The sequence below is a fragment of the Paludisphaera sp. genome (assembly GCF_037189885.1).
Lineage (GTDB): Bacteria > Planctomycetota > Planctomycetia > Isosphaerales > Isosphaeraceae > Paludisphaera.
Map to the genome: position 1 here is coordinate 21,360 of NZ_JBBCIR010000061.1, position 15,420 is coordinate 36,779.

14 protein-coding genes are annotated in these 15,420 nt (G+C 69.7%); 8 read left to right on the forward strand and 6 right to left on the reverse strand.

From position 1 onward, the window contains the following. Window positions 1-10: 10 nt before the first annotated feature. On the reverse strand, window positions 11-1,456 hold the full coding sequence (gene cls / locus WG209_RS17350) for a cardiolipin synthase (protein ID WP_337176337.1): 1,446 nt from the start codon (window positions 1,454-1,456) through the stop codon (window positions 11-13). 104 nt (window positions 1,457-1,560) lie between these two features. After that, window positions 1,561-2,706, reverse strand: a complete 1,146-nt coding sequence (locus WG209_RS17355; protein ID WP_337176338.1) for an endonuclease/exonuclease/phosphatase family protein — start codon at window positions 2,704-2,706, stop codon at window positions 1,561-1,563. Window positions 2,707-2,916: 210 nt separating this feature from the next. On the opposite strand from WG209_RS17355, the gene WG209_RS17360 reads away from it, so the two are divergent. From WG209_RS17360 to WG209_RS17375, 4 genes are all read left to right on the forward strand, one after another. Further along, window positions 2,917-3,864, forward strand: a complete 948-nt coding sequence (locus tag WG209_RS17360) for an ABC transporter permease (RefSeq protein ID WP_337176339.1) — start codon at window positions 2,917-2,919, stop codon at window positions 3,862-3,864. A 90-nt stretch (window positions 3,865-3,954) separates the two neighbouring features. Further along, window positions 3,955-4,377 carry a bleomycin resistance family protein gene (locus WG209_RS17365; protein WP_337176340.1) on the forward strand — a complete coding sequence of 141 codons (423 nt, stop codon included), beginning with the start codon at window positions 3,955-3,957 and terminating at the stop codon, window positions 4,375-4,377. 126 nt (window positions 4,378-4,503) lie between these two features. Then, the gene (locus WG209_RS17370) at window positions 4,504-5,169 is read left to right on the forward strand and encodes a lysophospholipid acyltransferase family protein (RefSeq protein WP_337176341.1); all 666 of its coding nucleotides are present in this window, start codon (window positions 4,504-4,506) and stop codon (window positions 5,167-5,169) included. A 322-nt stretch (window positions 5,170-5,491) separates the two neighbouring features. Further along, a complete protein-coding gene (locus tag WG209_RS17375; protein ID WP_337176342.1) occupies window positions 5,492-6,181 on the forward strand; it encodes a hypothetical protein in 690 nt (229 codons plus the stop codon). A 283-nt stretch (window positions 6,182-6,464) separates the two neighbouring features. Here WG209_RS17375 and WG209_RS17380 read toward each other — a convergent pair whose 3' ends face one another. From WG209_RS17380 to WG209_RS17395, 4 genes are all read right to left on the reverse strand, one after another. Then, window positions 6,465-7,625 carry an ABC transporter permease gene (locus WG209_RS17380; protein WP_337176343.1) on the reverse strand — a complete coding sequence of 387 codons (1,161 nt, stop codon included), beginning with the start codon at window positions 7,623-7,625 and terminating at the stop codon, window positions 6,465-6,467. An 8-nt stretch (window positions 7,626-7,633) separates the two neighbouring features. Then, entirely contained in the window at window positions 7,634-8,830 is a 1,197-nt protein-coding gene (locus WG209_RS17385) for an ABC transporter permease (protein ID WP_337176344.1), read from the reverse strand. A gap of 1 nt (window position 8,831) precedes the next feature. Then, window positions 8,832-9,548: an ABC transporter ATP-binding protein gene (locus WG209_RS17390; RefSeq protein WP_337176345.1), complete on the reverse strand. Its 717-nt coding sequence runs from the start codon at window positions 9,546-9,548 to the stop codon at window positions 8,832-8,834. A 67-nt stretch (window positions 9,549-9,615) separates the two neighbouring features. Continuing rightward, on the reverse strand, window positions 9,616-10,971 hold the full coding sequence (locus tag WG209_RS17395) for an efflux RND transporter periplasmic adaptor subunit (RefSeq protein WP_337176346.1): 1,356 nt from the start codon (window positions 10,969-10,971) through the stop codon (window positions 9,616-9,618). 326 nt (window positions 10,972-11,297) lie between these two features. Between WG209_RS17395 and WG209_RS17400 the strand changes: the two genes are divergently transcribed. The 4 genes from WG209_RS17400 (at window position 11,298) to WG209_RS17415 (ending at window position 15,153) form a co-directional block, all read left to right on the forward strand. Then, the gene (locus WG209_RS17400) at window positions 11,298-12,149 is read left to right on the forward strand and encodes a hypothetical protein (protein ID WP_337176347.1); all 852 of its coding nucleotides are present in this window, start codon (window positions 11,298-11,300) and stop codon (window positions 12,147-12,149) included. An 86-nt stretch (window positions 12,150-12,235) separates the two neighbouring features. Beyond that, window positions 12,236-13,030 (forward strand): nickel pincer cofactor biosynthesis protein LarB, encoded by a 795-nt coding sequence (larB, locus tag WG209_RS17405; protein WP_337176348.1) that lies wholly within the window; start codon window positions 12,236-12,238, stop codon window positions 13,028-13,030. Window positions 13,031-13,042: 12 nt separating this feature from the next. Beyond that, window positions 13,043-13,957 carry an NAD(P)H-hydrate dehydratase gene (locus WG209_RS17410; RefSeq protein WP_337176349.1) on the forward strand — a complete coding sequence of 305 codons (915 nt, stop codon included), beginning with the start codon at window positions 13,043-13,045 and terminating at the stop codon, window positions 13,955-13,957. A 689-nt stretch (window positions 13,958-14,646) separates the two neighbouring features. Further along, window positions 14,647-15,153: a hypothetical protein gene (locus WG209_RS17415; protein WP_337176350.1), complete on the forward strand. Its 507-nt coding sequence runs from the start codon at window positions 14,647-14,649 to the stop codon at window positions 15,151-15,153. Window positions 15,154-15,420 lie beyond the last annotated feature (267 nt).

Below are 15,420 nucleotides of genomic sequence, written 5' to 3' on the forward strand. Positions count from 1 at the left end.
CGCCGGGCCCTCAGAGCAGGGGGGAGACGAGCCTCGCCAGCGAGTCCCGGAATCGCAATGCGACGTTGCGGCGGCGGTATTCCGCGGGGTCGAACTCCGCGCAGCGGGCGAGGTCGCGCTCGAAGTCGCGCTCCAGGCGCCCGGCGAGTCGGGGGTCGTAGAACACGGCGTTCAGCTCGTAGTTGATGCTGAAGCTGCGGATGTCGATGTTCGCCGAGCCGATCGAGCAGACCTCGCCGTCGACGCTGATCGTCTTGGCGTGGAGATAGCCCCCCTGGTAGAGGAGGACCCGAACGCCCGCGCCCGCGAGGTCCGGGAGGAAGGTGTTCCCCGCCCAGTTGGGGAGCCGGTTGCCGGACGCCTGCCCGCTCAGCATCAACCGGACGTCGATCCCGGAGAGGGCCGCCAGCTTCATCGCCTCGGAGATGGTCGGGTCGGGGATGAAGAACGGCGACTGGATCGTCACGCGGCGCTTCGCCGAGGCGATCATGCCGACGTAGAGCTGCCGGATCGCCGCCCACTGCGAGTCGGGCCCGGACGTCAGGATCTGGACCGGCACGTCGCCGCCCGCGGGGGCCTCCGGGAAATAAGCGGCGGAGAACAGGTTCTCGCGGACGGCGTTGTACCAATCGATGATGAACACCGATTGCAACACCGACGCGGCCTCCCCGACGATGCGCGACTGGGTGTCGCGCCAGCGGTGGAAGCCCTCGCCGCCGTCGATGTGCTCCTGGCCGATGTTCATGCCGCCGGTGTAGGCGATCGCGCCGTCGATCACGGAGATCTTCCGATGGTTGCGGTAGCCGATCGTGTGCAGCCGGTAGAGGGGAGAGGTCGGCGCCACGCGGACCCCGGCGGCCCGCAGCTCCCGGACGTAGGCGCGGCTCATGGAATTCGAGCCCAACGGGTCGTACAGCACCCGGACCTGGACCCCCTCCCTGGCCCTCTCGATCATGATCTCCTTCAGGGCCTGGCAGAACTCGTCCGATCGCCAGATGTAGTACTGGTGATGGATCGAATGGCGCGCCGCCTTCATGTCCTCGATCAGCCGTGGATAGAACTCGGCGGCGTCTTGCAGGATCTCCACGCGGTTGCGGCTCGTCAGGGAGGAATCGGAGTTGCGCCTGACGAGCATCATCAACCGCCGGTCGACGCCGAGGTCGGCCACCACTCGCGCGATCTCGGCGTCCTGCCGCGACCGCCAGGGCGACATGATCGGCAGTGCATCGTGCTCCAATTCCTGGTGGAGGAGCTTGCTCTCCCTGCTGAAGGCCTTCCGCCCCCTGCCGAAGAGGATGTAGATGATCAGGCCGATCCCGGGGGCGGAGATGAAGACCAGGACCCACGCCAGGGTCGCCTGGGGCCGCCGATTCTCCGCGATCATGAAGACGCTCGCCGCGACGCCGTAGACGCCGAGCGCCGTGAAGAAGATCGCGCTTAGATCCATCGAGCCCATGCCCAGCTCCCCCCTGATCCTCCCGCCCTCGCCACGCGCGGCGCGGGCGTCGCGTCGACGGGACCGGTGCAACGGCCGCGCCGACGCGGCCGCGGGCGCGCCGCTCATGGCCCGGCCGTCAGGTCGACGAGGATACCGAAATGGTCGGAAGGGAAGATATTGCCCGGCTTCGCGTCGACGATCCGATACGCGACCCGCCGCCAGGACCGCCCCAGGTAGACGTCGTCGAGCCCCCGGAGGCGGATGCCGTAGAAGTGGTGGGTCGGCAGGCCGACCGGCTCCCCCGCGAGTTCGGCGGCCGAGACCAACCCGGCCGCGCGGAAAGGCGCGCGGCTCGGGGCGAGGGGGGTCGCGTTGAAGTCGCCGACGACCAGCACGGCGTCCGAGGCGTCGCCCGACGAGACCCGCTCCATCATGATCCGCGCTGCCCGCAGACGGGGGCCCTCGGTGAGATACCAGTGGGTGTTGTAGACGCGGAGGGCGCGGCCGCCGCGACGGTCGCGCAGCCGCGCCCACGAGCAGGTCCTCTTGGGGAGCGGGTCCAGATCGCGGGGGGGGGCGTCGGCGGGCTCATCCAGCCAGAACGTCCCGCCGTCGAGGAGGTCGAACCGGTCGGCGTCATAGTAGATGGCGCAGTGCTCGCCCCCCGATCGGCCGTCGTCCCGTCCCACGCCGACGCGGCGATGGCGGGGGAGGACGGCGTCGATGAACTCCAACTGCCCGATCAGGGCCTCCTGCACGCCCAGGATGTCGGGCCCGGCAGCTCTCAGCGCCGTGCCCAGGGGATGCTTGCGAGCCGGCCACCCCCGACGGACCCACGGCGGCCCCGCGTCCTTGCCATGGAGGATGTTCCAGGTCAGGACGCGGACGTCGCCCGGGTCCGCCTTCGGCGAGGGAATCGGCCCCCCCGGGCTGACGATCGACCAGGCGATGAGCCCGGCCCAGACGATCAGCTCGCCGATGACGACCCAGGGCAGCCAGCGCGGGACTCGCCGCCGGGCCGGCGGGCCGCCGCGCAACCGGAGACCCCACGCGAGCCCGGCGAGGAGCGAGCACGCCGCCGTGACGACCCGATCGCGATGCCCGAACGGCTGGAACGTCCAGATGACCCACGCCCCGCCGACGAGGGTCGCGAACAGGGCGACCCCGTGGAGCGCCGTCGTCGCCAGTCGACGCGCCAGGCCGGAACGGCCCGCCTCCCGGGACGAGCCGGGGGTCTGATCGGGCCTTCGTGGAGCCGTTCGCGACATGGAATGGGCCCTGGATAATCGTACGGACCTCGCGACGGGTGACGGATCGGGGCACGCGGCATGCCCATCCCGGCATTTCGCCCGCGAACGCCGATGGGGGCTCTCGCCGTGTCTCTCTGTTCCGGGGCGGGCGATGGCCGTAGTCTGGTGGGGTGGAACGCCCGGCCGAAGGCCCCGCGTGGATCGCACGAGAGAGTCAGGGACCCCGTCATGCCTCGCCCGCTTCGAACGATCGTCGGCCGACTCCCGCAGATCCTCCTGATCGTCGGCGCTCTCGCGCTGATGATGAGGACGGAACGGTTCTTCACGCCCGGCACCCTCGCCAGCATCCTGACCCAGGCGAGCATCGTGGGGGTGCTGGCGATCGGCCAGGCGTTCGTGCTGATCGGCGGCGGGTTCGACCTGTCCCAGGGGGCGATGCTCGCCCTGACCGCGGCGACGGTCGGCCGGCTCTCGCAGGAGGGCTGGGATCCCGCGTCCTGCGTCGCCGCGGCGCTGCTGGTCGGGCTGCTGCTGGGGTCGATCAACGGGTTCTTCGTCTCGGTCGTGAAGACGAACCCGTTCGTCACGACATTGAGCACGCTGCTGATCTTCCGGGGGGCCGCGTTCATCGCGCTGGAGGGGCGACCGATCCCCGGGGTGCGGGTCTTCCAGGCGGTCGACTCCGGGTTCCGGCTGGGGGACACGTTCATCTCGTATCGCGGGGTGGTCTTCGCGGTCGCCGCGCTGGTGGCGTGGATCGTCCTCAGGCGCACGGTATTCGGCCAACACGTCTACGCGCTGGGGGGGAACGCCGAGGCCGCCCGGCTGGCCGGCGTGCGGACGACCCGACTGCGGACGTGGACGTTCGCCATCAGCGGCCTGGCGTCGGGGCTGGCGGCGATCCTCCTGCTGGGCTGGTTGCGCGTCGCGAAGTCCGACACCGCGACGGGGTATGAGCTGGATTCCATCGCCGCCTGCGTCGTCGGCGGCGTTTCGCTCCAGGGGGGGCGGGGGAGCGTCCTGGGGGCGGCGGCCGGCTGCCTGCTGCTCCAGGCATTGCGTACCCAGATCACGATGAGCGGCTTCCCGGAGGAATACCGTACGTTCGTCACGGGGCTGGTCATCCTCGTCTTCGCCGCCGCCGACGCCCTGGCCCGTCGAGGCGAGCGCGCCTGAAGCCGAGTCGTCCCACGCGAACGCGGCGGCCCCTTGAATCATCTGCCGAACTCCCGACCGTTCGATCGATGCCGTGCCGGAGGACTGACCATGTATGCGAGGGCAATCACGCCGATCCTGAACGTCTCGGACCTCGCGGCGAGCTTCGCCTGGTTCGAGAAGCTGGGCTGGGCGAAGCTTTGGGGCTGGGGAGAGCCCGCGACGTTCGGGGCCGTCGGCTCCGGAGAGTGCGAGATCTTCCTCTGCCTCGGGGCCCAGGGCGGGCGCGGGCATGGCGGAGGGGCGCCGACCTACGGCGAAGGGGGGGACCAGACGGCCGACAAGGGCGTCTGGGCGTCGATCTGGGTGGACGACGTCGACGCCATCCATCGTCGCTGCGTCGCGCGGGGGATCGAAGTCTCCTCCCCGCCGGCCGACATGCCGTGGGGCGTGCGGGAGATGCACGTCCGTCATCCCGACGGCCACGTCTTTCGAATGAGCCGGGGGATCCCCCGGCGCGAGCCGCACATCTAACGGCCACGCGCGACGACCGGGCGGCCGTCCCCCGCGCCCGCGCCGCCTGGGCTGGCCCGGTTCCCCGGTTTCGCGTACCTTGCCGCCGGTGTCCGCCTCGACAACCCACTTCCAGGGAGGGGAGCCGTGAAGATCCAGCACCCGCTGCTCATCGCGACGATCGGCCGCGTCGGCTCGCGGCTGGTCCGCTCGCTGGGGAAGACCTGGGACTTCCACTTCCGCTACGAGGATCCGGCCGTCGACCCGGAGGTCGCCCGGCGGATGGGCCAACGCTACATCTACGCCTTCTTCCACGAGGTCATGCTGTTCCCGGCCTACTACTGGAACTGGCCGAGCATGAACATCCTGATCAGCGACCACCGCGACGGCGAGATGATCACCCAGGTCGTCAAGCGCCTGGGGTTCGGCGTGGTGCGCGGGTCGACCTCGCGCAACGGCGCCCGCGCGCTCCGCGAGATGACCACGGGCATCCGCGACGGCAACCTCTGCGTCACGCCCGACGGCCCCCGCGGCCCGCGTCGGCGCGTCCACCAGGGGGTCGCGTTCCTCGCCAGCAGGACGGGACTGCCGGTCGTCTGCGCCGGCATGGCGTTCAAGGACTGCTGGCGGGCGAACAGTTGGGACCGCTTCTGCGTCCCCAAGCCCTACAGCAAGGCCGCCGCCGTGGCCCCGAAGCCCGTCTTCATCCCCCCGGACGCCGACCGCGACGCCCTCGAGGCCGGCCGGGCCGAGATCGAGCGGCGCATGAACGCGGCCATGGACGAGGCCGAATCCTGGGTGAAGGTCCTCTGATCCGGGCTTGCCCGCGCTCCCCCTTCCGGGTACGCTGCCGCCGCATTTCACGAGAGCCCACGATCCGAGGGCCGGCGTCACGACGAGCCGTCCCGGATCTCCCGCGTCGAATCCGCCCGCTCCGAATCGACCCCTCCTCGCGGCTGGTCCGAAGGACGCTCGCCGCGCCGGCGGTCGGGGGCGTGGTCATGGTGGTTGCGGCGGGGCCCGCATCCTGGACGATGCGATTTCACGTCGGCGCGACGCCGGCCCCGGCCGAGTCGAGCCGCGCCCGAACCAAGGAAGGAGGGGGCCAAGGATGTTCCCCCGGAATATGACGAGGATGCGACGTCTCGCCCCGGCGGCCCTGGCCGTCGGCCTGCTCCTGACCACGACGGGCTGCGACCCCCGCACGCTCTTCTATTTCCTCCAGCCCTACGAGTCGACCATCCCCGCGCCGGGGCCGTCGCTGAAGAACAAGAAGGTCGTCGTCCTGTCCGCCGCCGACTCGGCCACGCTGGCCCAGTTCCCCGGCCTGGAACGCGACCTGAGCCGGCAGTTCGTCAAGAACCTGCGCAAGCACAAGAAGATCACCGTCGTCGACCCCGAGAAGGTCTCCGACTGGATCCAGGGCCATCCCAACTGGACCGACCCGACCCAGGCCGCGCGCGACTTCGAGGCCGACGTCGTGATCGTCCTGGAGGTCGAGCAGTTCCGCACCCGGCACCCCGGCGACCTGAACGTTTTGCAGGGGTCGTCCAAGGTCCACATCCAGGCGTTCGAGCTGAAGCACCCCACCAACAGCAAGGGGAAGCCGATGACGGACCAGGAGAAGGAGTCGGAGGCGATCTACGACGACTACTGCGAGACCGAATTCCCCCGCCGCGGCCCGATCCCGATGGACTCCGGCGTCGGCGAGCCCACGTTCAAGAGCAAGCTCCTGCAAATCGTCTCCAACGAGTGCTCCTGGCACTTCGTCGAGCACGCCCAGGCCGACATGATCGAGGACGTCCGCTTCCACGGCCGCGGCTGATCGCGAAACGACTCCCCCGAGCGCGAAACGCGCGCCCCCTCTCCCGTCGGGAGAGGGTGGCCCGACGGGCCGGGCGGGGGTCGTCGGATTTCGGAGATGGCGCCGGCTCATCTCATGCACGGCCGGCGCGATTCCCGAAGCGCGCCGGCACTCAGCCGCCGCTGGCGCGGCCGCCCTCTCCCGGCGGGGGAGGGGAGATACTTGGGGCCGAAGGCCCTCTCCTTTCGTGGCGCGGCCGGCCCTGATCATTGGGACGAATTCGGGCCGGCTCGGCGCGTCGCGCTCAAAGCTCCCGCAGGGCCGAGACCACCTCCATCCGCACGGCGCGGAGGGCGGGGAGCATGCCGCCGAACACGCCCATCACCAGGGTCATGATCAGCGCGACGCCCATCACCAACGGGCCGAAGCGGAAGTTGATGTTCACCGAGGCGAACGTGCTGGTGTTCATGGTCTCGATCGAGATCAGGCTCATCGGGATCGTCGCCAGCAGGCCGAGCCCGCCGCCGAGCAGCGAGAGCAGCACCGACTCGCCGAGGAACGACATCAGCACGTCGCCGCGCGAGAACCCCAGCGCCCGCATCGTGCCGATCTCGCGGGTCCGCGACTTCACGGCCGAGAACATCGTGTTGGCCGCGGCGAACATCGCGCCGAAGGTCAGCAGGATCGCGATCAGCGTCCCGGCCGCCTTGAAGAACGTGCTGGTGTCGGCCTGGCTCTCGAAGTAGCGGGACTCCGGATGCGCGTCCAGGAGGAACTGCGCCCCGTCCTCGATCTCCTTGCGGAGCTGGTCGAACTCCGCCGGTCCCGAGGCGCGGAGCTGCGCGCACGACACGGACCCCTCGCGGCCGGTGTTGCGCTCCACGTCCTTCAGGTCGGCCCAGACCTCGCTCTCGGCCTGGCTGCCGCCGGCGGTGAAGAGGCCGACGACGAGGTACTTCTCCTTCTCGCCGAAGGCGAGCTGCCCGCCGATCCGCGCCCCCTTGTACATCCGGGCGGCGCTCGGCGGGACGATGCACTCCCCCTTGCCCGGCTCGAAGTCCCGGCCGGCGACGATCTTGAAATCCGGGCGCAGCTTCCGCGAGGCCGGCTCCACCCCTCGGATGATCAGGTTGTTGTAGGTGCCCGAGTTCCGCTCGGCCACCGCGATGTTCAGCAGCTCCTTCGCGGCGACCGGGCCGTCGGCGTCGCGGAGGATGCCGCCGAGCGTCATCAGCTCGTCGGCCTTCTTCGACTCGAAGCCGCCGGTCGTCTCGGCCGTCGCCCCCTTCCGCAGGACGATCAGGTCGAGCGGGTCGCCGGAGACCTTCAGGCTGTGCTCCAGCCCCTCCACCAGGCCGAACAGGATGCACGACGACGCGACCAGTAGCGCGGTCCCCAGGACCGTCATCAGGGTCGTCTTCCAGCGCACGCGGAGGTTGCGGACGTTGTACTTGAACGGGATCATGGGCGACCTCAGACGACCTTGCGGAGACCGTTGATGACGGACGAATTGGCGGCCAGCGCCGCCGGCACGACCCCGCTGGCGAACCCCACGAACAGCGAGACCCCCAGCCCAATGAGGGCCACGCTCCAGGGGACGTAGAAGAACGGCAGGAACCCGCCGGTGAACGGCGAGATGTCCACCACGTCGAACAGCGCCTTGCTCCCCAGCGTCCCCAGCGCCCCGCCCAGCCCGGCCACCAGGACGGCCTCGGCCAGGACCAGGGTCAGGACGAGCCCCTTGTTGAAGCCGATCGCCTTCAGCACGGCCACCTCCGTCGTCCGCTCGCGCATGGCCATCGCCATCGCGTTGCCGGCGACGAACAGCAGCGACACCACCACCGCGCAGCCGATCCAGAACACGGTGTCCTTCAGCCCCCCCATCATCTCCGAGAACATCTGGCCGAAGGCCTCCTCGGTCTGCGTCCGGGTGGGGAAGTCGGTGCTGCGGTACTCGTCGTCGATCGCCTTGCAGAGAGCGGCCGTCGAGGTCGCGTCGTCGCACTTCACGAAGATGATCCCGGCGTTCCCGGCGCCGGTGGCCGGCCGCGTGGGGGACGAACCGGACGACGCCGAGCCAAGCTGCCGGAGCTGGTCGTCCAGGTAGGAGTGATGGAACAGCACCATGCGCTGGTCGGTGTTGCGGGGGGACTCGTAGATCCCCCGGATGTTGAGCTTCAGGTCGACGGGATAGATGTCCCCCTGGAGGGGCATCTCGTCGCCGATCTTGAGGTCGTACTCGCGGGCGAGCTTCGGGCCGATGACCGCGCCGGCCTTGTCGGCCTTGAACGCGGCGAGTTGGTCGTCCGGGACCTTGTACTCGTCGAGCGTGTCGAAGACCGTGTCGGCGTCGACGGCGAATTGCGCGAACAGGACGCGCTTGTTCTGATATTTGCCGCCGTACCACGAGAACGGCGTCGCGGCCCGCACGCCGTCCATCGCGGCGACCTGGCGCACCCGGGCGATCGGCATCTGCCCGGCGAAGCCGTTGGCGTTCATCACGATGATCCGGTTGTACTGCTTCGTCGCGCTGTTCGCCTCTTGCATGGCGGCGAAGAACGAGGTGAGGATCATCATCAGGAACATCGAGATGGCGATGGACGCCACCGTCAGCCCGGTGCGGACGGGGTTCCGCCGGGCGTTGCGGAACACGTAGGTGAGGTATTTCATGTCAGGGGGCCGCCGTGACGGGAGGCTCGTTGATCACGTCGTCGACGAGACGACCCTTGTCCATGTGCAGGACCCGGCCGGCCCGGCGCGCGGCCAGCGGGTCGTGCGTCACCATGACGATGGTCTTCTCGAACTCGCGGTTGAGCTGCTCCAGCAGCTCCAGGATCTCGTCGGCCGTGTTGCGGTCGAGGTCGCCGGTGGGCTCGTCGGCCACGAGCAGGAACGGGTCGGTGACGATGGCCCGCGCGATCGCCACGCGCTGTTCCTGGCCGCCGGAGAGCTGCCGCGGGTAATGGTGCTCGCGACCCTCCAGGCCGACGACCCGCAGGGCCGTGGCGACGTTCTCCCGGCGCCGCTTGCGCGACAGGCTCGTCAGCAGCAGCGGCAGCTCGACGTTCTCGGCCGCCGTGAGGACCGGGATCAGGTTGTAGGTCTGGAAGATGAAGCCGACGTTGTCGGCCCGCCATCGGGTGATCTGGGCCTCCGTGAGCCCGCCGAGGTCCTGGCCGTGGACGATCACCTCGCCGCGGGTGGCGACGTCCAGGCCGGCGACGAGGTTCAGCAGCGTCGTCTTGCCCGACCCCGACGGCCCCATCAGCGCGAGGTATTCGCCCTCGCCGACGGTCAGGTCCAGCCCCTGGAGCACCGGGACCACGAACTCGTCGCGGCGGTACTCCTTCTCCACCCCGCGCAGCTCGATCGAAGGGGACCCTGACATGCATGACCTCGCGTCAATGGAATCGATCGTGGGTGAAGATCGCGGCCCGCGCCCCGGTTCGGCCCGGTCAGCGGACGGACTCGCGGACGATTTCCCCGTCGCGGAGTCCGCGAGGGGGCGTGAGGATGACCTTGTCGTCGGCCTGGAGGCCGGACTCGACGCGGGTCGCGCCCCGGCTGGAGTTGGCGACCTCGATCCGCCGGCGCGTGACGCGGTTGTCGCGGTCGAGCAGCCAGACGCAGTCGTGGCCGTCCTCCTGGAAGACGGCCTCGCTGGGGACGTACAGGTAGGCCATGCTGGCCTCCGACTGGGCGGTCTTCTCGTCCGGCAGGAAGTGGACCGTCGCCGCCAGCTCGGGGAACAGCTTCTCGTCGGGGTCGAGGATTTCAACCTTCACCTTGACCGTCGCGCGGGTGCGATCGCCCATCGGCAGGACCTGACGCAGCCGGCCGCGGTAGCGCTTGCTGGGGACGGCCGTGACGGAGATCTCCGCCGGCTGGCCCACGCTTACCCGATACATCTGCTCCTCGGGGATGTCGGCCTCCACGTCCATACTCGATAAATCGGCGATCGTCACGACGGCGGACCGGCCCAGCGATGAGCTCATCGCCATCGGGCTGATGATCTCGCCGACCTCTCCCTGCTTCTCGACCACGGTGCCGTCGAAAGGGGCGTAGAGGAACATCTGGTGCTTGATCGTGGCCTCGATCTCCTGGATGTTCGACTTCGTTATCTGGATCGAGGCCTCGGTCGCGACGATCCGGGCGGCGGCCGCCCGGCGCGCGGCCAGCGCCTTGTCGTACTCCTCCTGGGGGACCATCTGGCGTTCCAGCAGGCGGGAGAGCCGCTGCTCCTGGCGTTCCTTGTCCCACAGGTCGACCTTCGCCTCCTCCAGCTCGGCCTCGGCCTTCGCCAGGCTCGCCTTGCGCTGGAGGAGCATGGCGTCCATGTCGTGGTGCTCGATGACGGCGAGGATCTCCCCCTTCTGGACCTTCGCCCGCTCCTCGACCCGCATCTCCTGGACCCGGCCCGCGATCCGGGTGCCGATCATCGCCTGGTAGCGCGACTTGAGGTAGCCCTTGGCGCTGAGGAGCTTCTCGGCCTCGCCGAGCGTCATCTCCTGGACGACCCCGATCATCACCTCCGGCTTGGACCGGACCGCGTCGTACTGGCGGTACGCCACGAACCCCGCCCCCCCCGCGATCCCCAGCGGGATCAGCCAGATGAGCAAGGAGAGCAGGCGCAGGCCGAGCCCCTTGCGACGACGATAGGCCCCCCTCGGCGAGTGGGCCTCGGAGGCGACCTGGGCCGGGGCGGGTGACTTGGCCGGGGAGCGGGCGGCGTCCGGGTCGACGACGGGTCGCGCCGTCTTCTTCCGCTCGATCCGGAGCGACGCCAACTCATCGCGCAGATTGCTCGCCATCGCGGGCCTCGTTTGAAGGCGTGGGCCACGATCCGTCATGGATCGCGAAGGGACAGCATACGATGACTTTACGGCCTCGCCGCCTCCGACGCGAGGTCGGCCTCCCCGTCTGTTCACTCGTATCGTGAGTGTACCGTCGTCATTCGACGCCGGCGTCGCGAGTTTTGAGGATTTAACGATTTTCCGCAAGCGACATTGCTTGAATGATCGGCCGAGGAGGAGACGCCAGAGCCGAAGGATTCGCGATTGACCGGAACGTGCCATCCGTGCATGATCGCGCCGAATCCGCCACGATTCTCGGCGGCGGTAGCTCAGGAGGAGCCGTCATGGTGCGTCGCGTCAGCCGTGGGATGTTCTGGGCCGCGATCGTGTCGGTCATCTCGGCGGGTGGCGAGGACGCCACCGCCGCCCCATACTACACGGCCACATACCTAGGCAATGGGAGCGACGTCACGGTCCAGCAGTACCCGACCCGCATGGCTTACAATAACGCGACGGGTGACGCTTACTCCTTTGACTCCGGGACTCGAAGCTTCGATCTGCAAGACGCCGCGAGCCTGGACTTGCCGAAGGTTACAGCCTGGCGAGGGGCGGGCGATCCGAACCCGCCGACCTATCAGATGGAAGGGCGGCTCATCAACGACGCGACCGGCATGGTCGTCGGCAGAGTCGCCAATGGAGGCTCCCGCGGCATGCCGTGGTCCAGCGTCAACTTCGGATACACCACGCCCGACGCGAACGGCAAATATACCGAGTTCCATAAGCTCGTCACCGAGGCCAACGAGGTGACGAACTCCTTCCTGAACCCGGCCGACCAGCTTTTGCTCCAGACCAACCTCATCTACGCCGGATACACGCGAGAACTACTGTTGTTCGACCTGAAGACCGGCACCCGGACCGACGTGCGCGACCTGGTGGATCCCGAACTCTGGGGGCGGTACGACCGCTTCGGCGTCGATGGGTTCAGCGCCCGGGGCGACATCCTCCTCGTGGCGACCCCCAGGAGGGACTACACGGATCCTGATTCCCCGCGGGAGGAGTTCTACATCCTCACGCCGCCGGGCCTTGAGCCCATGACGCCGGTCCCGGAGCCGTCGCTCCTGTGGCTGGCCGCCGGGGCGGTCGGGCTAGGCGTCCGCGCCCATTGGCGGAAGTCGCGGGACCGCGGGGCCGCCTGAGCGACGCGGCGTCGCCCGGTTGCGGATTCGGCGCGGGTCGGCTACGGTTGTTCGAGACCCGTCGTCCCCCCGCTGGATTCCCGCCCATGATCCCACGGCATCTCGCGCGACTGTTCGAAGCGCTGGCCTCCGGAGCGATCACGCCCGACGCCGCCGCGAAGGAGATGGAGGCCCACCAGGGCTTCGCCGACACCGGCGGCTTCGCGCACGTCGACCTGCATCGTCGCGACCGCTGCGGCTTCCCCGAGGTCGTCTTCGGCCTGGGCAAGACGGGCGAGCAGATCGAGGCCATCGTCGGCAAGCTGCTCGATCATGGCCAGGGCTGCCTGGTGACGCGCGTCGACCCGAGCATCGTCGATCGGCTGAAGGGCGCCTTCCCCGGCGGGGAGCACAACCCGGTGGCCCGGACGTTCCGACAGCCCGGGCCCGAGGCGACGGGGCCGAAGGTGGGTCGGGTCGTCGTCGTCACCGCGGGGACCAGCGACCTCCCCGTCGCCGAGGAGGCCCGCGTCACGGCCGAGGCCTGGAACTGCGACGTAACGTTGCTGGCCGACGTCGGCGTGGCCGGCATCCACCGCCTGCTGAACCAGCTCGACCGGCTCGCCGAGGCCGACGCCGTCGTCGTCGCGGCCGGGATGGAGGGGGCGCTGCCGAGCGTCGTCGGCGGGCTGACCGCCTGCCCGGTGATCGCCGTCCCAACCAGCATCGGCTACGGCGCCAGCTTCCACGGCCTGGCGGCGCTGCTGGGCATGCTCAACAGCTGCGCCTCGAACGTGGTGGTCGTGAACATCGACGCCGGGTTCAACGGCGGGCACGTCGCCGGGCTCATCGCCCGACGCGCCGGGCTGGCGCGCGGCGAGGGCGGCGAGACCCCCGGCTAAGGATCCCCGATCATGGCTCTCCGACGCATCGAATCGATCCCCTCGCTCCCCGCCCGCTCGCCCGACGGCCACAAGGGGGACTACGGCTCCGTCCTGGTCATCGCCGGGGGCCGGGGCATGGCCGGCGCCGCGGCGCTCTCGGGGGCGTCCGCCCTGCGCTCCGGGGCGGGGCTGGTGCGCGTCGCTTGCGCGGCCGAAATCCAGCCGACCGTCGCCTCGTTCGAACCCTGCTACATGACGTATCCGCTGGCCTGCGACGTTGACGGCGTGGTCGACTTCCCCGCCGCGCGCCCCGCTCTGGAGAAGCTGGCGGATCAGGCCGACGTGCTGGCGATCGGCCCGGGGCTCGGCCAGTCGGACGGAATCCTGGAACTCGTCCGCTGGGCGGTCGAGTCGTCCGGCAAGCCGCTGGTCCTGGACGCCGACGCCCTGAACGTCCTGGCGAGGGACGTGACGCTGGTCGATCGCCTCTCGCAACCGGCCGTCGCGACGCCGCACCCCGGCGAGTTCGGCCGGCTGACCGGCGCGACGGCCGCGCAGGTCCAGGCCGAGCGCGAGGCGCGGGCCTCGGCCTTCGCCGCCCGGAACCCGAACCTGGTGATCGCGCTCAAGGGGAACGGGACGCTGGTGACGGATGGCGAGCGGGTCTATGTCAACTCGACCGGGAACCCGGGCATGGCGACCGGCGGCGCGGGGGACGTGCTGACCGGGATCGTCGCCGCGATGCTCGGCCAGAAGCTGCCGGCGTTCGAGGCCGCCCAGCTCGCCGTCTACGTCCACGGGATCGCCGGGGACATCGCCCGAGACCACTCCGGCGAGATCGGCCTCATCGCCGGCGACATCGTCGACGCGCTGCCGGACGCCTTCCATCACGCGATCGACGGTCATGACCATGACCACGACGAGGACGACGACCTCGCGCTCTGACCCGCGCGAGTTGGCTTCGTTCGCGCGCCACCCCCTCGCCCCCGATGCGGCCAAGCCGTTACAGCCAATGGATTTGCGTCCAAATCAAGTTGGCTTCGTTCGTCGATTTCGAAGTGGTTTTCTCGTTCCGCCCCCCCGGCTAACATCGCCTGTGCGCGTCCCCTCTCCCGCCGGGAGTGGGTGGCCCGGAGGGCCGAGTGAGGGTCATCGGATGATAGAGATAGCGGCGGTGCATTGCGGCCCGCCCCGACGGCGTCTCCGCGCTCCGACGACCCCTCCCGCCGCTGACGCGGCCGCCCTCTCCCGGGGTGAGAGGCGCGAGAACGGGCTGGGAGCACCTTGCTCTTGTGGCAAAGGTGATCAGCCGCGGGAGCCAGTCGTCCCGCGATCCTCGACTGCTTCCGGATTGCCAAGGAACACCGACATCCACCACCCGTATGCTCCGCGGCGGGACCGGCGAGATTTCAGGTATCTGGAAAGTATTCCGGGCCGCGACGTTCGGCGAGGAGGGGCGTAACGCCCGGGGGGGCGAAAGGGGATGCCCGGTCGGGAGGTCGCCTATACCCGGCGAGCTTCGTCGAATATACTGAAAAGTCTCTCCGCGCCCGGAGCCAATCGAGCCCGGGCGAATCCCTCGGCGAGCGCCCCATCCGTCTGTCCCCGCCAGTCCGTCAGCGAAGGAGGTCGGAGTGTCTGCCCCCGAGAACCCATCCTCGGCGTCCTGGACGTACCGCATGGAAGTCTCGCCGACCGGCCAGGGCCCCTCCGCCCCGCCCCCAGGCTCCAACGATCCGGTCGTGCTGCTGCACCACCTGGTCAACCTCCAGAACCAGACGCTCGACGCGCTTCGGCAGAGCCTGGAGATCAGCCGCCAGGAGTTGGAGCTGACCCGCGAGATCGTCCAGGTCAACCGCGAGCAGCGGGCGCGGCAGTCGGCCGAGCTGGAACGGTGGCAGAACGGCCATAAGGGCATGCTGGACGTTAGCCGGGAGACCCTCGGCCGCCTGGAGCAGGTCCACGCGGCGCTGCTCGGCGAAATGGCCGAGTACGTCGAGGAGCACCACGACAACCTCGTGGACGCCGACTTCGCGCTCAGCGACTTCGTCGACCGTTTCGGCCCGCGCCTGGCCCACCTGAACACCATGCTCGCCGTGCTGCGGCCCCTGGCCGTCGCCCGGCCGAAGCCCGACGCCTGAGGCCCTGGCGTCGCACCCCGCCCCCGGCTCGTCGGTGGGGGGAGTAGGGAAGGGAAAAGAGAAAGCCCCGCGGCCGTCATCCGACGGCCGCGGGGCTTCGTTGTTTCTCAGGGTCGTCGAGGTCGACGATCAGTAGCCGCCGCGGTCGTAACCGCCGCCGCCGCCGCGCCGGTCGCCGCCACGGCCGCCGCCGTAGCCACCACCGCCGCCGCCGTAGCCGCCGCCACCGCCGCCGTAGCCACCACCGCCGCCGCCGTAGCCGCCGCC